At 43.9% G+C, this 19,491-nt stretch carries 18 protein-coding genes; 13 read left to right on the forward strand and 5 right to left on the reverse strand.

Annotation, left to right across the window (positions count from 1 at the left end; translation table 11 throughout):
- The first annotated feature begins 19 nt into the window (after positions 1-19).
- The 4 genes from IE130_RS06945 to sstT all read left to right on the forward strand — a co-directional run bounded on the left by IE130_RS06945 (position 20) and on the right by sstT (position 4,640).
- A complete protein-coding gene (locus tag IE130_RS06945; RefSeq protein ID WP_189583685.1) occupies positions 20-625 on the forward strand; it encodes a cysteine hydrolase family protein in 606 nt (201 codons plus the stop codon).
- A 325-nt stretch (positions 626-950) separates the two neighbouring features.
- The gene (locus IE130_RS06950) at positions 951-2,600 is read left to right on the forward strand and encodes a leucyl aminopeptidase (RefSeq protein WP_189583688.1); all 1,650 of its coding nucleotides are present in this window, start codon (positions 951-953) and stop codon (positions 2,598-2,600) included.
- Positions 2,601-2,635: 35 nt separating this feature from the next.
- Entirely contained in the window at positions 2,636-3,112 is a 477-nt protein-coding gene (locus tag IE130_RS06955; RefSeq protein ID WP_189583691.1) for a DNA polymerase III subunit chi, read from the forward strand.
- A 325-nt stretch (positions 3,113-3,437) separates the two neighbouring features.
- Positions 3,438-4,640 (forward strand): serine/threonine transporter SstT, encoded by a 1,203-nt coding sequence (sstT, locus tag IE130_RS06960; RefSeq protein WP_189583694.1) that lies wholly within the window; start codon positions 3,438-3,440, stop codon positions 4,638-4,640.
- Positions 4,641-4,714: 74 nt separating this feature from the next.
- On the opposite strand, the gene IE130_RS06965 is transcribed toward sstT, so the two are convergent.
- The 3 genes from IE130_RS06965 to IE130_RS06975 form a co-directional block, all read right to left on the reverse strand.
- The gene (locus IE130_RS06965; protein ID WP_189583697.1) at positions 4,715-5,047 is read right to left on the reverse strand and encodes a chaperone modulator CbpM; all 333 of its coding nucleotides are present in this window, start codon (positions 5,045-5,047) and stop codon (positions 4,715-4,717) included.
- Positions 5,048-5,131: 84 nt separating this feature from the next.
- On the reverse strand, positions 5,132-6,154 hold the full coding sequence (locus tag IE130_RS06970; RefSeq protein WP_189583713.1) for a DnaJ C-terminal domain-containing protein: 1,023 nt from the start codon (positions 6,152-6,154) through the stop codon (positions 5,132-5,134).
- Positions 6,155-6,226: 72 nt separating this feature from the next.
- Positions 6,227-6,520, reverse strand: a complete 294-nt coding sequence (locus IE130_RS06975; protein ID WP_189583716.1) for a hypothetical protein — start codon at positions 6,518-6,520, stop codon at positions 6,227-6,229.
- Positions 6,521-6,992: 472 nt separating this feature from the next.
- On the opposite strand from IE130_RS06975, the gene IE130_RS06980 reads away from it, so the two are divergent.
- Complete coding sequence (locus IE130_RS06980; protein ID WP_189583719.1) at positions 6,993-7,355, forward strand: septal ring lytic transglycosylase RlpA family protein; 363 nt, start codon at positions 6,993-6,995, stop codon at positions 7,353-7,355.
- A gap of 99 nt (positions 7,356-7,454) precedes the next feature.
- On the opposite strand, the gene IE130_RS06985 is transcribed toward IE130_RS06980, so the two are convergent.
- Positions 7,455-9,476, reverse strand: coding sequence for an ABC-F family ATP-binding cassette domain-containing protein (locus tag IE130_RS06985; RefSeq protein WP_189583734.1), 2,022 nt, complete (start codon positions 9,474-9,476; stop codon positions 7,455-7,457).
- A gap of 433 nt (positions 9,477-9,909) precedes the next feature.
- On the opposite strand from IE130_RS06985, the gene erpA reads away from it, so the two are divergent.
- The 8 genes from erpA to IE130_RS07025 all read left to right on the forward strand — a co-directional run bounded on the left by erpA (position 9,910) and on the right by IE130_RS07025 (position 18,477).
- Positions 9,910-10,290, forward strand: coding sequence for an iron-sulfur cluster insertion protein ErpA (gene erpA / locus IE130_RS06990; RefSeq protein ID WP_227669969.1), 381 nt, complete (start codon positions 9,910-9,912; stop codon positions 10,288-10,290).
- Between the two features lie 307 nt (positions 10,291-10,597).
- Positions 10,598-12,181 carry a glutamate--cysteine ligase gene (gshA, locus tag IE130_RS06995; protein ID WP_444544482.1) on the forward strand — a complete coding sequence of 528 codons (1,584 nt, stop codon included), beginning with the start codon at positions 10,598-10,600 and terminating at the stop codon, positions 12,179-12,181.
- 74 nt (positions 12,182-12,255) lie between these two features.
- Positions 12,256-12,783: a disulfide bond formation protein B gene (locus tag IE130_RS07000; RefSeq protein ID WP_189583741.1), complete on the forward strand. Its 528-nt coding sequence runs from the start codon at positions 12,256-12,258 to the stop codon at positions 12,781-12,783.
- Between the two features lie 496 nt (positions 12,784-13,279).
- Positions 13,280-13,918, forward strand: coding sequence for a copper resistance protein NlpE N-terminal domain-containing protein (locus tag IE130_RS07005; RefSeq protein ID WP_189583743.1), 639 nt, complete (start codon positions 13,280-13,282; stop codon positions 13,916-13,918).
- 371 nt (positions 13,919-14,289) lie between these two features.
- Complete coding sequence (gene mpl / locus IE130_RS07010) at positions 14,290-15,795, forward strand: UDP-N-acetylmuramate:L-alanyl-gamma-D-glutamyl-meso-diaminopimelate ligase (protein ID WP_189583746.1); 1,506 nt, start codon at positions 14,290-14,292, stop codon at positions 15,793-15,795.
- 386 nt (positions 15,796-16,181) lie between these two features.
- A complete protein-coding gene (locus IE130_RS07015; RefSeq protein WP_010197661.1) occupies positions 16,182-16,436 on the forward strand; it encodes a GlsB/YeaQ/YmgE family stress response membrane protein in 255 nt (84 codons plus the stop codon).
- A 199-nt stretch (positions 16,437-16,635) separates the two neighbouring features.
- On the forward strand, positions 16,636-17,190 hold the full coding sequence (gene def, locus IE130_RS07020) for a peptide deformylase (RefSeq protein ID WP_189583749.1): 555 nt from the start codon (positions 16,636-16,638) through the stop codon (positions 17,188-17,190).
- A gap of 111 nt (positions 17,191-17,301) precedes the next feature.
- Positions 17,302-18,477, forward strand: coding sequence for a type III PLP-dependent enzyme (locus IE130_RS07025; RefSeq protein WP_010197659.1), 1,176 nt, complete (start codon positions 17,302-17,304; stop codon positions 18,475-18,477).
- 91 nt (positions 18,478-18,568) lie between these two features.
- Here IE130_RS07025 and IE130_RS07030 read toward each other — a convergent pair whose 3' ends face one another.
- A complete protein-coding gene (locus tag IE130_RS07030; RefSeq protein ID WP_189583752.1) occupies positions 18,569-19,471 on the reverse strand; it encodes a secretin GspD/PilQ domain-containing protein in 903 nt (300 codons plus the stop codon).
- Positions 19,472-19,491: the final 20 nt, after the last annotated feature.

A 19,491-nucleotide genomic window follows, 5' to 3' on the forward strand; every position in this document is an offset into this window, starting at 1 on the left:
TTATTGGAGCATAAATAAAATGTCTAATCCCTCTACCCTACTTGAGCTGGCTGGTGGCGAATTTGATACCCTTGATTGGTCAAACTGCGCTATCGTCTTTATTGATTATCAAAACGAATATGTCGATGGCGCCATGCCATTAGGTCAAGCAGGCAGCAAAGCCACTGCAAACGCGCGCCTATTGCTTGATAAAGCCCGTAAACAAGACGTTCCTATCTTTCATATCGCTCATCATGGCGAAGACAATGGCAATGTTTTTGACCCATTGTCTGCTAACGTCGCTATTGTGGACGAGCTAAAACCAATGGATGGCGAAAAAATAATCACCAAAAAGCATCCTAATGCCTTTCATGACACTCAGCTTCAAGCACTTATCTCAGCGACCGGAAAAAAACAGATTATTTTTGCGGGCTTTATGAGTCATATGTGTGTCAGCTCTAGCGTCAGAGCAGCGTTTGATTTAGGCTTTGATAATTTTGTTTGCCATGATGCCTGTGCCACTCGCGCACTTCCTAATGCTAAAAGAGAGGGTATCAGCGCTGAAGTGATGCACGATACTGCCATGGCGGCCTTGCAAGATAGATTTGCGGCTTTGGTTGCGACTGACGACTTGGTTAATGGTTAATGGTTAATGTCACTGTGCGTAATCGTCATACATTCGTTAGTATGGCGGTTGCCTGCTTTTAGCTCGCTTTTGACTCTTTGTCAGTTACTAGCAGACTCGTCGTAGAACGTCCCATACGCCTTAGCAAGATAGCGCAGCAAATTTAAACGAAAACATTACCTAACCCTTGCCGACTGCGCAGCGATTCGCTGATATGCTACACTACAATAATAAGCAATTTAAAAATTTAAAAAATAGTGAGACGACATAAGAGTAGTAAAATGCTGATATTGTCTTCATCACTGATTTGCACTTCTAAATTTATAACTCTAATAAGGATAACTATATGAATATTAAATTATCTCAGCACCTGCCAAAAACTCATACTCAAAAAATTCTAAAAAAAGAAGCCAAAAATAAAGATGAGGCCTGCCTAGTCGTCCTAATCGATGACAAAAAAAACATCCTTGCTCAATCGGTATTGGCAGACTATAGCACCCGTATCGAACAATTGATCGAAGTCTCGCACTTCAACGGTAAAGCTGGCGAAACGGTAGTTGATTATGCATTAGCGGGTGATAAAAAAACCACTAAGCAAAACCCTATCCAGCTATTATTGGTCGGTGTTGGCAACGTTGATAAGCTCAACAATACGGTCTTGCAAAAAATCACTCAAACTATCTATAGCAGCACACAAAAACGGGTTGCCTCTATCACCGTTGCGTTAGGCGACACGCTTGAAGAAAACCAATTTGGTCAGTTTGCCCTCAATCTGTTGGCCGCGACCTATCGTTTTGACAAATACAAATCTGAGCAAAGCACGCCTGAGCTAACTGATATTTATCTACTAGCTGACGAATCACTACAACCAGCATTAGAATTCGCAGAGTCAGTATTTGCTGGTCAAAGCTTGACTCGCGATGTAGCCAATGAACCAGGCAACATCTGCTTCCCAGCTTACATGGCAGAACAAGCACAAGAGCTAGCAGCAACCTACCCTGACCTATTAACAGTCACGGTACTGGGTGAAGACGAGATGTCAGCGCTGGGCATGGATTGCTTCTTGGCAGTCGCGCAAGGCTCTACCAAAGAAGGTAAGCTGGTACTCATGGAGTATCGCGGTAAGTCAAACTTTAGCGCCGATGCTGGTAAATCCACGACTAGCAGTGCCAAAGTTAGTGGCCTAAAAGCATTGGCTGATAAACTACCAACTAAGGCTGCTAACAAAAAAGCCTCTAAAAAGAACGATGATACTGTGCAAGCAGCAAATGATGATGCGCCTATCGTATTAGTCGGTAAAGGCGTCACCTTTGACTCAGGTGGTATCTCAATCAAGCCCGGTGCGGCGATGGATGAGATGAAATTTGATATGGGTGGTTCAGCGTCTGTACTTGGTACGATAAAAGCTTTATGTGAAGCGCGTCTACCGATCAACGTCGTTGGTGCTCTCGCTTGTGCAGAAAACATGCCATCAGGTGATGCCACGCGCCCAGGCGATATCGTCAAAGCCATGAATGGCAAATCCGTTGAAATCTTAAATACCGATGCGGAAGGTCGCTTAGTATTGGCAGATACTTTATGCTACGTACAGCGTTATCAACCAAAAACTATCATCGATGTCGCCACATTGACCGGCGCTTGCGTGGTTGCACTGGGTCATGTCCGCTCGGCTGTCTTTAGTAATGATGAAGATGTCTTATTTGATTTAGAAAATGCCAGCAACCTATCTGGCGATCTCATCTGGCATATGCCGTTGGATGACGAGTATCAAGCACAGATCGACTCGCCTATCGCTGACATGCAAAACATCGGCGGTAAAGGTGCAGGTGCCGTCACTGCTGCATGCTTCTTGTCGCGCTTCGTCGAAGAAGGTCAAGCATGGGCGCATTTAGACATCGCTGGTACGGCATGGAACTCGGGTAAAGATAAAGCCGCGACTGGTCGCCCTGTGCCGCTATTTATGCAATACTTAAAAAACAGCGCGAATATGGTCTAATCCGTTGACGAAAACCAACTTATGAAAATCAGTTTATGAAAGTTAGCTTTTATGTATTAAGCGACAGTAAAGCCCAAGATTTCTTGGGCTTTATTTGTCAGTTGACCCAAACGGCACTCAATAAAAGCAGCCAATCGCTGCTCATTCTGGTGGGTGATGACGCAGAATTATCATCGACGCTTGATGAGGCGCTATGGGCACAAGAAGCGACAAGCTTTATACCGCATCAACGCCTTTTAGCTAACAATACTGAAGGCGATGATCCTGAGGTTGATATTAACAAACGATTAGCACCTGTATTGCTTGGCGGCTATATGCCAGCAGATTTCAACGGTATCGTTATTAATACAACAGCACAGCCCGTTAATGCTTTTATGCAAGCAACCAGCAATGCCCAACCTACCCGTATTCTTGAGCTGATTAAACCTGACGCGACCAGTGTTCAAGAAGGTCGTAATAAGTATAAAGCCTATCAACAATTAGGCTATGAGCTGACTCATTTTAAAGTTTAAGTTGCAGCCTGCGCCCTAACTTCTCCTCATTTCTCACGAAAAGCACGATTTCTCATCAGAGAATCCACGTCAATTTTTCTCATATTAAGTCTCTACCTTCACCTGTCCCGCCTATGTCGGTTGGTGGTAAAGGTAGGCTCTTATCCTAAAAAATGCTACCATCCTTCGATTATTTTTCTGTTTTCACTATAAACGTCTTATTTACAGTCGAATTATTTCAAAATGGCGACCAAGCAACCGAGCGTACACTGCGTATTTTAAGCAAGGTTAATGCGGTCATCATTTATAAATAATTTGGAGTATTGACTAAATCGAGGATGTATAGATGCGTTCACTAATTGCGATGTACCAGCGTATAGGGCTGGTGCCGCTCATTATTATTGGTTTGATATTAGGCGTATTGATTGGTTGGCTAGCACCAGATACTGGTATAGCACTAGGCTTGTTAGGGACGCTATTTGTGGGTGCACTAAAAGCGGTGGCACCGATACTGGTATTTACTTTGGTTATCGCAGCGATTAGTCAGCATCGTAGCGGCAATGAAGTCTTCGTTAAGCCCGTGCTCATTATGTATATGTTCGGCACTTTTTTGGCCGCCCTGACTGCGGTGGGCGCAAGCTTCTTATTCCCGACCGAGCTGACGTTGGTGAACGCTACTATCGAGCAAGTACCACCAGCGAACTTAAAAGAGGTGTTGACCAATCTGCTGATGAATTTGGTGGCCAATCCTATCAGCGCCATTGCTGAAGCCAACTATATTGGTATATTGGCATGGGCAATCATCATTGGCTTTGCGCTGCGTCAAGCCAGCGATACGGCTCGTACTGTCGTCGGTGATTTCGCAGATGCCATCTCACAAGTCGTGAAATGGGTCATTGCCTTAGCGCCTTTTGGTATCTTAGGCTTGGTTGCCAATACTGTCGCGGAGACAGGCTTTGGCGCGTTGGCTGGTTATGCGCGTATCTTGATGGTGCTGGTCGGTTGTATGCTATTTATCGCCTTGGTCGCCAACCCTATTATTGTCCTTGTTAAGACTGGCAAAAACCCTTACCCGCTGGTATTCACTTGCCTGCGTGAGTCAGGAATCACGGCTTTCTTTACCCGTAGTTCGGCTGCCAACATTCCCGTCAACATGAACCTTGCACGTAAGCTTGGGCTGCACGAAGATACTTATTCAGTGACGATTCCACTGGGTGCGACCATTAATATGGCAGGCGCGGCGATTACGATCAACGTACTCACTCTCGCCGCTGCTCATACCTTGGGTATCGAAGTGACGTTTGCTTCAGCGCTTCTGCTAAGTTTGGTGGCAACGATTAGTGCTTGCGGTGCATCTGGTGTCGCTGGTGGTTCGTTACTACTGATTCCATTGGCGGCGAGCTTGTTTAGTATTCCAAACGAAATCGCCATGCAAGTGGTGGCAATTGGCTTTATCATCGGTGTGATACAAGACTCGGCAGAAACAGCACTGAATTCGTCAACTGACGTACTATTTACGGCAGCTGCTGATCCAACGTATTCTCGTTAAGTTTTAGCCCGTTATTCATTCTGGCAATAAAAAAGGGTCTAATAAGGCCCTTTTTTATTGTCTACTATTTACTGCTAATGCGGATGCTTTGAGTGTTCAATATCCACTTCAATCACTGGTGCTTGCATATCTAGCTGATGTTTTAATTGGCGGAGTTGCTCCACCTCACCTAATAGCTCTAGTATCAAACCAATCGCTGGCACGCTGGCTTCAAAATCACGACTCAAACGCGATGCGCGGCGTACAATCGTTAGCTGATAGCCAGTAAATTGCTCACGTTCTGGCACATCATATTCGATGATGTTTTCTTCAATCAATTCGATAACCCATTGGCGCTCTTGGCCACAGGCCGATACTAGCTCATCTAAGCTCATGATAATATCGGTAAATTCAGGCGAGTGTTTCATAGCGATTATCCTCGTTTGCTCTTTATTTTATTGTTATCGTATGGTCTTTATCTCTGCTTCGATTTAAGTATTTCTTGGCGGTCATTAACGACTGATATTGGTATCAGAAAAAGCTTGTTTCAGCTGCTCATAAGCTTGGGTAGCGGTTTCGGTACTGATATCAGGGTTGACGATGTTTAAAGTTAAATACAAATCGCCCGCTTGCTTGGCGGGGATGCCCTTGCCTTTTAAGCGCAAGTTGCTACCGGATTTGCTATTTTTAGGAATCGTCACACCAAGCGTACCTGCTGGTGTCGTGAGGTTGATTTTTTCACCCAACGCGGCTTCCCATGGGGCGATGTTGACGGTTTGATAAACATCAACACCTTCGATACGAATATTGTCTGCGTGACGGATTTTCACTTTTAAAAATAAATCACCGTTTTTACCATTACCGCCGCCAGCCGCACCTTGACCTGTCAAACGAATTTGTTTGCCATCAGTGATGCCTTTAGGAATTTTAATTTTGAGGGTTTTATTTTCGTAATCGACACTGCCATTAGGCTGACGAACCGGAACGTTTAATTTAATACTGTAGTCGTCACCGCTATACACCGAAGACAAATCAACGGTAATCTCTGCATGTTGGTCTTGACCCTTGCTATCTTGTGTCCCAAAACCGCCACCAAATTGGTCAAAGCCTCCATTTTGAGAGCGACCACCTGCCTGCCCATTCGTTGAGCCACGTGCACCGCGACCAAATGCAGAAAAGATATCATCGAAGCGAAAGCTACCATCGCCAAACGCTTCACCCTCACCAAACTGGTCTTTGATGTCTTCCCAGCGGAAACCACCCTGCCCGCTGCCTGCTGATTGACCACCAAAACCACTAGCGCCACCTTGACCAGCAAACGGATTGTTTAGCATCGCATCGTATTCAGCACGCTTGTCTTTATCGCGGATGGTCTCATAAGCGTTGTTAATCACAGCAATCTTATTATCAGCATCTGGATCATCACTGACATCAGGATGGAATTGACGGACGAGCTTACGGTATTTTTTCTTGATATCGGCGTCTGAGGCGTCTTTTTTGACCCCTAAAATGTCATAGTAATTTTTCTCTGCCATATTGTTTTTCCTTATCGTATTTATTTCTAATAAATTCAGTTAATACATAATATGGGGATAATGAATGAATATTTAATTTTTCGCCTGCGTCATTATATTGGTAGATTTCACAACGATTTTGGCATTATTATTCTTTGACAACTGTTGCCATAATGTCACTTTGATTGGCATGGTTTTATTACTCAATGCAGATGGCACCTTATCTGACTGCTCATTCTTCAAACATAGCATATCTTGTGCAAATAATGCCGTCTCCAAAAACTCAATATCATAAAAACTAAAATTCTCTCTAATCGCACACATCTCGCCATGGAAACGGCTGAAACGCTCGCCAAAAAAAATCATGGCAGCAGCGACTAAAACCATCGCAACTTATTCAACATACCATTTTTGAAGTGAAGATACGCCCTAGAATAATATTCAAGTTGTACGCTTTACAAAAATGTAAGAATCTAGCAATTTTTATTTACATCAACTTATGCTCAATTTTTATTAAAAACACAACAGCGCTAAGTTATTTCAGTAAATCGATGGAAAATTCAGCCACAGCCGCTATTTTGTAAGGCCTAACCGCTATAAAGACGTTGCTTAAATCACTGCTAACATCGTCTACAACACAATAGTTTTTCTTTGGATTTCGTGCTTTATTTTGGACTTTAACGGTCCATTTTCTTAATTTTCGATATGTGAATATGTGACCTCTAGCGTTCTTTTACAGAACGGTAAGGATATGACAAGCTATGTATTGTAAAATGAATATAATGTTTATACTCATAGGGAGTATGAATAATATAGGCAAGCTTATCTGTCTATTTTATAAATCATTTAAAGGTATTAAATGTCTTATTTCATCAAGTCTTTAGTTATCACTTTATCACTACTGCTGACTACCACCGTTTTTGCCGGTAACACCAGCTATTATGGTAATAAGTTTCATGGTAAGCGCACAGCCAGTGGCAGTATCTTCAACATGAACTCCTTGACTGCGGCGCACAGAACGTTGCCATTCGGTACGAAGGTACAAGTGACCAATAGAAAGACAAAGCAGAGCGTGATAGTAAAAATTACGGATAGAGGACCTTTCATCCGAGGACGCATTCTTGATTTATCTAAAGCCGCTGCTGGTAAGATAGACTGTCAACTTTGTACGACCAGTATGAAGATACTCTCTTATGGTGATGGTAGATACCGTAAGGAATAATGTAATGAAAAAGGGAGAGCTAACGCTCTCCCTTTTTTATGTCTGATTTTATCAATTAGCGACCATACAATAAGCTGTTAATTGTGCTAACCATATTGCTTAACGAGCATTTGCTTCCATTTCCTCTAGCGTGGTCATCGCTAGCAATAGCTTTTCTTCATGGTCGCTGTGCTGCTGCTGTAGCGCGGTTTGCTCATTGAGCAACACCAACAAATCAGACTTTCGGCTGTCTTCATAGAGATCCGTGTTGGCCAGTTTTTCTTCTAGAGCAATTAACTGCGCATCAATTTTAGCCAGTGCCTTTTCTGTATTTTCAATTTCACGGCGAATTGGTGCAGTCAACTTACGTTGTTCGGCGGCCAGTTTCCGCTGCTCTTCTTTACTAAGCGTAGGCTCAGCGGCTTTGTTTTTTGAGGGTGCATTAGACGCTTTATTGCTGATTTGACTATTATCTGTTTCACGTGAAACAAACTTCTTACTCTCTTTTTTGCTTTTTTTCTTGCCAGTGTTTTTATCTGGTGCATTCTCTTGTTTACGCTTTTCTGCCAGCCACTTGCCATAGTCGCTGATGTCACCATCAAACTCTTCGATAATACCATCATGTACCAAAAACAGATCATCACAGACATTCGCAATCAATTCGCGATCATGCGAAACCAGTACCACTGCCCCTTCAAAGCCTTGTAAGGCAATGGTCAACGCTTGACGCATCTGTAAGTCTAGATGGTTGGTTGGCTCATCAAGGACGAGGACGTTCGGACGTTGCCAAACAATTAGTGCTAGCGTCAAACGCGCACGCTCGCCACCAGAGAATAATTCACTTGGGGTATCAATGCGCTCTCCACGGAAGTCAAAACTACCCAAAAACGAACGTAGCATCGCATCAGACGTTTTGCCTGCTAGACGACGCAGCATTTCTATTGGGGTTGCCTTTGCATCAAGAATATCCATTTGATGCTGGTTAAAATAGCCAAGTTTAAGGGTATCAGAGACACGATACGTTCCTGTTAATACGCCAAGCTCGCCGACCAATGCCTTGATAAGTGTTGATTTACCTGCGCCATTCATGCCTAGCAAGCCGAGGCGCGTATCCGGCGTCACCTGCACATTGGCATTATGCAGCAGTGGTACGTCACTATAACCAATATCTGCTTTGGTCAACTCAATCAGCGGTGAGCTCATATTTGCTGGCTCGTAGAAGCGGAACGAGAACGGGTTGTCCGCCATCATTGGTGACAGCTCAGCCATACGCTCAAGTTGCTTGATACGGCTCTGCGCTTGCTTGGCTTTACTGGCTTTGGCACGGAAACGACGAATAAAATCATCCAAATGCGCCTTAGTTGCTTCTTGTTTTTCAAATGCTTGCTGCTGCTGCGCCATACGCTCATGACGGGTACGAATAAACTGCTGATAGTTACCCGTATAAAGGGTAATTTTTTGTTGTTCTACATGAAGAATATGACCAACCGTCGCATCCAAAAATGCTTGGTCATGCGAGATGACGATCACTAGACCGGTAAACGCATTGATCCACGTTTCTAGCCACAGAATCGCATCCAAATCCAAATGGTTGGTTGGCTCATCGAGTAACATAAGATCAGCACGGCTCATCAAGGTTTTGGCAAGGTTCAAACGCATGCGCCAGCCACCCGAAAACCCTTCTACTGGTAGCTCATGCTGGCTCGTATTAAAGCCAAGACCTGCCATGATTTGCGCGGCTTTGGTCGGTGTGCGATACCCATCAATTTCGTCGAACTGCTGATGCAACACCCCAATCTGCTCATCACTAACGCTGCTCAAATCATTCAAAGAGGCATTAATCTCATACCACTGCTCATCACCGCTCAATACATAATCAATCGCAGACTGGCTACTTGCACCAACTTCCTGTGCCATATGTGCCACATGCCAGCTATCAGGGATGCTCACTTCGCCCCTATCAAGTGTGACCTCGGTATCGCCAGTGCCCATTCGAGTCAGCAGTAAAGCAAACAAGGTCGATTTACCAGTGCCGTTATTGCCCGTTAAGCCAACTTTGTGGCCCGGATGGAGCTGGAAGCTTGCACCTGCAAACAATTCACGACCATCACGGCGAACACCAACGTCTTTAAATTCGATCATATAATTTCTTCATCTCAACAGTAATATAAAATATAAGGCAATAAGAAAAACACACATCTGGCATGCTGACTGGCGGCTATTATTTCAAACGCTTGCCTTATAGGCAAACGATTAAATAACTATTTCAAAACCAATCAGTTATTATGCTAAAAAAGCCTGTCATAAAACCCACGTTGACGACTGTCACTCTTGACAAACGAATCGTCACCCCCATTATGATATACTGCCAAAAGATTAATGCCAGCAGACTATTAATATAGTAGTAGCCCGAATAGTAGTAGCCCAAATACCAACCTTATAATATTGCAACGACTTTGCCATAACGACAGCACCCAATCGAATCAAACGCCGCGCGTATCTTTATTTGCAACGATGTCAGTTGCAAACCCAAACAGGACGACGACCGCATTTGATCCTAGCAACTGAGGTAGATATGAACGAATCAGCCAACCAATTTAGCCCAAGCTCAAGCCAGCCAGTAGATCCAACGATATTAAGCCTAACTGATAGTGCCGCACAAAAAGTACGTCGCCTACGTGAAGAAGAAGGTGATAGCGATCTTATGCTACGCGTCTATGTGACTGGCGGTGGCTGCTCAGGTTTTTCTTATGGCTTTAATTTCGCCAATGAGTTGAATGAAGATGATGCCAACTTTGACAATGACGATGTGACCTTGGTTGTCGATTCGCTGAGTTATCAGTATCTGCAAGGCTCTACCGTTGACTATACCGAAGGATTAGAAGGCGCACGCTTTGTCGTGACCAATCCAAATGCAACCACGACTTGCGGCTGTGGGTCGTCATTCTCTATTTAATCTGAATAGACTGTAGCACTATGTTAAATAGCCCAAAACATGACAGTCGAAGCATCTATCTCTCGGGTAGATGCTTTTTTTATAAAGACATAATAGTAATAACAAAGCTGTATTCTTGACCAGTTTGCCCAAAAAAAAGTGCCGAAATCCAGACAAATCACTTCGCCTAAAGCTTATTGTATTTGTAATTGTCCGTGGTTTTCAGGGCCGCTTTGAGCTAAACTGACGTCATTATCAACCTAAATACCCACCTCTTTGATGGTCATACACCAGTCGTGTTTTGAGCCGCCATAACAAATAACAATAGATGACTATTATGAGTAATTTTGTGCCTAGCTTTGTTAGCTTTGAAATCCCCAATTGGTTTGATACTCAGCATTTAACGGGTATGCTCCGTGGTATCGAAAAAGAGGGCTTACGCGTTAAGCCTGATGGTTTTTTGGCACAGACACCGCATCCAGCCAAATTGGGCTCAAAACTCACCCATCCGTTTATCACTACTGATTATTCAGAGAGCTTGCTTGAGCTCATCACCGACCCAAAAGCCACCCCAAAAGAGACGCTAAACATGCTGCGTCAGCTGCACGTATTGGTGTATCAGGGTATGCCTGAGGGTGAGCTGATGTGGCCACTATCTATGCCATGTATGCTGTCGTCCAAAGATGAAGATATCCCATTGGCGAATTATGGTAGCTCTAACACTGGTAAGCTGAAAACCCTATATCGCAGTGGTCTAGGCATCCGTTATGGCCGCCGCATGCAGACCATCGCTGGTCTACATTACAACTTATCTTTCGGTGATGGTCTGTTTGAAGCGTGGCAAGTGAAAGCACCCGCCACCCCAACCCAAACGTTGACAGATTTCAAGAACGAGAAATATTTAGGGCTTATTCGCAACTTCAAGCGCTTAACCAGTCTTGTTCTTTATTTGTTAGGTGCCAGTCCAAGTGTGTGTCCTTGCTTTATATCAGGGCGCGAGCACGATTTGGAGCTGCTGAACGATTCAACCTATTATAAGCCTGCCGCCACTAGCCTACGTATGGGCAAGCTTGGCTATACCAATAGTGTGCAGGAACACCTCGATATCCGCTATAACTATCTACCAGAATATGTCGCTGGACTGCGCCGTGCGATTCAAACGCCACATGAGAGCTTTGAGAAGCTTGGTTTAAATGACGCTGATGGCAATCCTATCCAGATTAATAATCATATTCTGCAAATAGAAAATGAATACTATAGCCCGATACGTCCTAAACAAATTGCGATGAGTGGCGAGACCCCTACCGAGGCACTTGAGCGTCGCGGGATTGCTTACGTCGAGTTCCGCGCTATCGATCTTGATCCGTATAGCGATATCGGTATCCGTCTATCTAGTGCTTGTTTCTTAGAAGTAATGGCGCTGTACTGCTTACTGAATGATTCGCCTGAATTGATGCCTGAAGAGGAAGAAGCTTTGGCCATCAATCTTGAGCGCGTGGTCAATGAAGGTCGCCGTGACAATTTGCACATCATTAACAATGGTGCGGAGCAGTCACTAGAAAGCTGGATGCTGATGCACTTAGGTCGTATGCAACCACTAGCAGCCCTACTCGATGCGCATTATGGTGGCAATGATTACCGTGCGGCGGTGGCGTTGATGCAAGGCAAAGCGGGACATTCTGAGTCGACCATATCGGCGCAAGTAAACTCTGATAGCAAACGTCTAGGCAGTTTATGGCAGCTAGGCTTTACCCTAGCGCAGCAACATCGTGACTCTCTATTGCAGCAAACCCTTAGCCCCAATACCCAAGCCAAATATGAAGTATTGGCTGAAAAATCAATACTACAGCAAGCAGAGATTGAAGTGGCTGAAACAGAAGACTTTATGGACTTCCTACAACAGTACCGCTAATTAACCTTTGTTATTGTCCATCGTTTTTATTATTGATAGTGTTTTATTGATTATATTATAAGAGTATTCGACCAATGCAACAGCTAACCACTTATCGTAACTTGCAAGTATTTTTAGTATTAATGGCAGTGATAGGAATGAGTTTTGCGCTGTTCTATTTACAGCGCCATCTGGGTCTATCACCTTGCCCACTTTGTATTTTTCAACGTGTTGGCCTCATAGTAATGGGCGGTTTTGCCTTAATATCAGCACTGTTTAATCCAAAATCTAAAGTGGTAAGACTCATATTATGGCTTGGTAGCTTAGCAGGTATTGGCTGGGCGAGTGCTGTTGCTGCGCGTCATGTTTGGTTACAACATCTACCTGCCGATCAAGTCCCTTCGTGTGGTCCAGGTCTGAACTATTGGATGGACACCCTTCCTATTCTGCAAGTGTTTAAAGAGGTTTTTGCAGGCTCTGGCGAATGCGCCTCTGTCGACTGGACACTTATGGGCTTAAGTATTCCTGAGCAATCACTGATTCTTTTTAGTATTCTATTAATCGTACACGTACTGATATTGTGGCGTATCATCCGCCCTACCGCAGCTGTTCGTCGTGCTTAATGATAACTGAAGCAGTTGACGGTTCAATAAAACGGTAACCCTTTATCTTTTCATAAAATGGCAACTCTCTAGATATAGAGGTTTGCCATTTTTTTTATTCTTTCCTTATCGTCATTACTAATTCTAAACGCCCTTGTTCACTGCCCCTTCATCCCACTTATCCTCTTTATCATACCGCTTGATAACAAAAAGTCCACATAGGCATCTGTGATGCTTTGATATTGTATGACAGCTTATGTGCTCAGTTGGCATAAGGATATGCTTTGGCTATCCTGTCATTAACTGCCAGCTATTGCCTAATAAGCACCATGTCCAATAAGCTTAACCCTATTATTGATCGATACCAACCGATAAACGCATACTATCAGCGCCTAATGCTGATTTAGTCTCGGTAAGCTTGTCCGCTTTTGTCTCTGATGACATCGCCAAATCGATCTTAACTGACAATACTCGTAACGTTTCTAGAATCTATATTAAAAACTGTTTTTGGTATGCCATGATATATCTTACGTCTATTTTCTTTACTACTTCTAAAACCATAAAACGCTCTGGTCGACTGCTGTTAGCGGTGCCCATCTGTTTGCTACTTCTCGGTTGCGACAGTTCTTCGTCTACGACTAATAAAGGGGTGAGCACTAAAGTTGCCCCCGTCGATAATGCGGAGCGCTCTGACCTGCAAGGGGTCGCCGATGACTCGCAAGACAATGGGCAAGCGAACGCTGATGCGCTGGCTAATGCAGATACTGGACAATCCCTTATTAGCGCCGCACAGCCCACTGATGACACGCATGCACGTAGCGCACCGATGATTTCAGAGTCAAATAACGATAGTGCGCTACAAGCTACATTGATGGGCGATTATGGTGGTATGGTTCCTTGCTCGTCTTGCGATAATATCGACATTACTTTGAACTTGTTTGCTGATGGCTCAGTACTAAAAAAGAGCCTCTATAACAATGCTGAGCCGCCGCGCCAGCCACTGCTTGAGTCGGGTATCTATAGACAAGACAATGATACGATTACGATTGTTTATGAAAGCAAGAATATCGAAACTTACCATATCCAAGACAACCACTTGGTGATGATAGATGAGTATAAAAAACCTGACAACGACTACACGCTGTCACGCAAATAAAAAAGCAGTGGGACAAAATATTTAGGGCATGTTGAACAGCCATAAACAGGCGCTTTTAATACCATCGTCGAAGGATCAAACACACCCTAATATCGCGGTATCCAATGATGCTAAATAAGCCAAACCATCCGTTGAATGACGCCTATCTATCAGGCGTTTTTTATTGGTCATCCAACAGTGTTTACTTTACAATAAGCCCTTGTCTGCCCTCCTGATTGGTTGGTGATTACTTTTAGTTCTTGCTACAGTAATATAACCAGTAATAGCGACATTTAGGTTAAGTATGCCCTAAAAAGCCACGGTTGATATCGGTAACTTTTGGGATAATACTGTATTTTTATTCTCTTCATTTAAGCTCGCACGGAACGTCTATGCATATTCATATTCTTGGTATTTGTGGTACTTTTATGGGCTCGTTGGCCTTGTTGGCGCGCGAGCTTGGACATACGGTCACAGGCTCAGATGCCAATGTCTATCCGCCGATGTCCACCCAACTTGAAAACGCGGGCGTGACCATTGAGCAAGGCTATCTGGTGGCGCATTTGCAACCAGCGCCAGATTTGGTCGTCGTTGGTAATGCCATGAAGCGCGGCATGGATGTCATCGAGTATATGCTGGACACAGGTCTACGCTATACTTCAGGGCCGCAGTTTTTATCTGAGCAGGTATTGCAATCGCGTCATGTGATAGCTGTTGCCGGTACTCACGGTAAAACCACGACGACGACCATGCTCGCTTGGATATTACATTATGCAGGCATCGACACTGGATTTTTAATCGGCGGTGTGCCACTTGTCGATACCACTGATGAGCGTTTACAGCAGGTCTTCGCTCACAGCAGTTATTTGGGTGCTGACAAAATTGATAATGACGATTCGGCAAATACTGGCTATTTTGTCATTGAAGCAGATGAGTATGACTCTGCATTTTTTGATAAGCGTTCAAAGTTCGTTCATTACCGCCCGCGTACGGCTATTTTAAATAACCTTGAATTTGACCATGCTGATATCTTCGCAGATCTCAATGCTATTCAGACACAATTTCATCATATGGTGCGCATGATTCCGAGCACTGGTAAAATCATTATGCCCACGGCGACTGCCAGCTTAGAGGATACGTTGGCAAAAGGCGTTTGGACACCCGTTTGGCGAACCACCGTGCTCGGTTCAGCAGCAAACGCTACCAGTGTAGAAGATGATAATTTAGACAATAGCAGCGAGTGGCAGGCTGAGCTTATCAGCGAAGATGGTGGTCAGTTTAGCGTAAGTTTTGTGGCTGACGCTGCTGATAAAAACGCCACGGGAGTCGTCGATTGGTCGATGAGCGGTATTCATAACGTGAATAATGCGCTGGTGGCTGTTGCGGCAGCTTATAATGTTGGTGTGTGTGTCAAAACGGCTTGCGCTGCATTGTCTGCCTTTGCTGGTATTAAACGTCGCATGGAGCTGATCGGTGAGGTAAATGACATCTTAGTCTTTGACGATTTCGCCCATCACCCCACTGCCATTACCACTACGTTAGATGGTGCCAAAAAGAAACTGGCGAACAGACGTATTTGGGCCATCATTGAGCCACGTAGTAACACCATGAAAATGGGCATTCATCAAGACAGCTTGGCTGAGTCTGCTGCCCTCGCCGACTATACACTGTGGTATGAGCCGACAGGACTAGAATGGGGTCTAAAAGACGTCATTGATCAGGCCACTGCTACAAACTCTACTATGAGTAACCAACAAGTGCTCTCTAGTGTCGATGCCATTATCGAACATATCGACACGCATGCAACAGCTGGTGATGCCATTGTGATTATGTCTAATGGTGGTTTTGAAGGTATTCATCAACGCTTATTAACTGCGCTACATAACAAAGCAACGTAAAAAGGCTATGTAAAATGTATCAATGTGCTAATTGATGACACGCCCTAGCCAGTAAAGATTTAGTCTTGAATAAGAGCGTTGCTTATTATCAATGAGCAACGCTTTTTTATTATCAGACTTTTTTATTATTTTGGAATGTCTCAGCATTTGCAATAGCCATAACTCATAAGCCATGAGTTGCGTTTGCGACTTCGCTACCTTCTTAACCTTTCATTTACTTATCCTACGTGTATCTTAGCAAATCGAGGGTTTTCCTCACACAGCTCATACACTGGTAACATTTCGCGCTTACCTTTAGTTCTAGACAGTCCCTACAATGTAGTTATCGAAATTAATAAACGAATTAATAAATAACATATAATTGATAATAAATTTAGGAGAATGATATGAGCTTTATTTGGATGATTATTGTAGGTTTGGTCGCAGGTTTATTGGCACGAGCTATCAAGCCAGGTAGCGACCCTATGGGTTGGATAATGACCATTGTATTGGGTATTGTTGGTGCTTTAGTAGGTGGCTTCTTGGCCGGACTAATCGGCATAAATGCTGACGGTGGTTTTACTGGTCTAATATTCTCAGTAATTGGTGCCATAATCTTGCTGTTCATCTATGAGATGATTATGAGCAAGCGTCGTATCTAATCACGTTTAATGTGATATACGATTGACAAAAAAAGGTCTGGCGATAAGCGAGACCTTTTTTATTGTCTGGCTGTATTGCGCTTATTCATAGCGACATAAACACAGCGATATCAACAGGTGGCATTGATAAGCATTACTTTTGTCCCCATTTATCTTATAATAGCTCCACTATTTTATATTTATTATTGAGGTGAGCCGTATGGCATTACTCCCTATCTTAAGCTATCCAGACCCGCGCTTACGCACCCTTGCAAAGCCTGTCAAGGAAGTCACTGCTGAAATAAAAACCTTAATCGCTGATATGATTGAGACCATGTATGATGCCCAAGGTATTGGTTTGGCTGCCAGTCAAGTAGATCGTCATATTCAGCTCATCGTTATCGATTTGTCAGAAGACAAAAATGCTCCTAAGGTTTTTGTTAACCCGAAAGTCACGCCATTGGTGGAAGAAAAGCAACCGTACGAAGAGGGTTGTTTGTCTGTACCTGAAGTCTATGACAGTGTTGAGCGCCCAAACAAAGTGCGTATTGAAGCCTTAGATGAGAATGGTGAAAAAATCGATGAAGAAGTAGAAGGCTTACTTGCCGTCTGTATTCAGCATGAAATGGATCATCTGAATGGGGTCATATTCGTCGATTATTTATCACGTCTCAAACAAACTCGAGCGCGTGACAAAGTTCGTAAAGTGCTCAAAATACGTGAAAAACAGGGCGAGCAATCCGCTGAAAAACAGCCGCAAACCACCAATGCTTGATACAACCTGTCTTTAGAGCGTTTGGGGCTTTTTTGCTCGACCATTCTAAAGCGACGCTATTTTTTATTATCCACCACATATTGTTTTTATTAGAGGTTTCCTACCATGACCATGATCAAAATTGACCAATATTTTGACCCTGCCGGCTGGCAGAAATTCACCAAAGCTGCCGAAGGTCGCGAAACCCCATTTTTAGTGGTGGACCTTAGCCGTATTAAAACCAAATATCATGAAATGGTTGGTTTTTTCCCGAATGCCAAGTTGCATTATGCGATGAAAGCCAGCCCTGCAGTTGAGGTCATTAATTTACTGGCCGAGCTTGGTTCAAACTTTGATTGTGCGTCCATTTATGAGCTTGACCGTGTCCTTGACTGCGGCGTTGAACCATCGCGTATTTCTTACGGAAACACCATCAAAAAAGCAGAACATGTCAAATATGCATTTGAGAAAGGCATTGATTTATATGCGACTGACTCAGAAGCCGATTTAAAAAATATTGCTAAGCATGCCCCTGGTTCAAAGATATTTGTGCGTATCTTAGTACAAGGCTCTGAGACCGCTGAATGGCCATTATCACGCAAGTTTGGTTGTCATCCGAATATGGCGATTGAGCTGTTGATTCAAGCCCGTGATTTGGGCCTGGTGCCTTATGGCATCTCGTTCCATGTGGGTAGCCAACAAAAAGACGTTGCCGCTTGGGATGATGCCTTAGCCAAGGTCAAATATATGTTTGACTGGATGAAAAACGAAGAAGATATTAAGCTACAAATGATTAACCTAGGTGGCGGCTTTCCAGCCAACTATATCAGCGAAGTCAATCCGGTAAAAGTCTATGCTGAAGAAATCACTCGTTATTTGACGGATGACTATAATGACGAAGACATGCCAGAGATTATCCTAGAACCAGGTCGTTCATTGGTTGGTGGTTCAGGGGTGCTGGTCAGCGATGTGGTGCTTATTTCGCGTAAATCGAACACCGACTTGACGCGTTGGGTATACACCGATGTGGGCTTATTCCAAGGCTTAATTGAAACCTTGGGTGAAGCGATCAAGTATCCGGTTTATACGCCTAAGATGGAAACGTCAACCAGCGAAGGTACGGTCGTGTTAGCCGGTCCAACTTGTGATTCGACTGATATTATGTATGAAGAAGCAGGCTATCAGTTGCCAGAAGAGCTGGAGATTGGTGATAAAATCTTTTGGTTAACCACTGGTGCTTATACTAACTCGTATTCATCTGTTGAGTTCAATGGTTTTCCACCGTTAGAAGTGATTTATATTGACTAGCATTTCGTCAGTATTATTTAAAAAAAGCGCGGTACTGTGATTCGCAGTGCCGCGCTTTTTTATGCCAAAAACAATATTAATCCATGCAATGCTACTGCACCATTATCCAGATTGGTGTGCTGTTAGTATTATTCATAGCGCGATTACTTGCATAAGTTGAGCGTTGAGTTTGGCTATTCTGTGAAATCTGACCGATAGTCACCCACTGTCCACGTGGCACGATAAGGGTACTATCTAAGCGCTGACCTTGAGTGGCTTGATGACTATTTTTATTATAAGACGCATTAGAGCGCACGAGCCTCTCTTCAACTTGTGATAACTGCACTTCGACTTGACCATTGGCAAGCAGCCTTGGCGTAACGGCAATACCTTGCGTCGTTGGCAATAATACTTGCTGCTGAATAATAATCTGTCCCGACGGGCGATTATAAGTTGGGTACGTATAAGTCTGAGTCAGCGCATAGAGCGTGCCTGTGCTGATACTCGCGGCACTGCCTGACAGCGTTTGCACTTGATATAAATTATTTGTTTGCTGCTGACTGTTGCGCTGGTTAATCATGCCTGCGCCTTGGATACCTCGATTGGTGATAATAACCTGCCCTTGCTGGATGCTACCTTGGGTACTGCTATTATTTCCCACACGCACAGCGACCGTTAACGCTTGTGGTTGGCGGTCAATTTGGCTCAATAGCTGCTGTATTGCCTGATAATTAGCAGCAGTCGTGCGGAGTACCAGCTTATCCTGATAGGTTGCAACTGTGCCACCATCGCGACTGGTATTTAGCTGCTGACGAACTGATGGCAACAATGCATCGCCACCATAGGTATGAATGACGTAGGTTTGGTAAGTGGCCGCTTGTACGGTGGCTGGTAAGATAGCTATGATTACGCTAAAGGTCAGGGTAAATGCTGTTTGACGTACGTAGCTAACACTTTTGAGAGAAGTCAAAGCGCTACTGAGCTTAGCTTTTATAGTCAATTTAGCCTTATTCATACGCCTACCTCACCACTATT

Origin of the sequence: Psychrobacter glaciei, assembly GCF_014652895.1 — a bacterium.
GTDB classification, from domain to species: Bacteria; Pseudomonadota; Gammaproteobacteria; order Pseudomonadales; family Moraxellaceae; genus Psychrobacter; species Psychrobacter glaciei.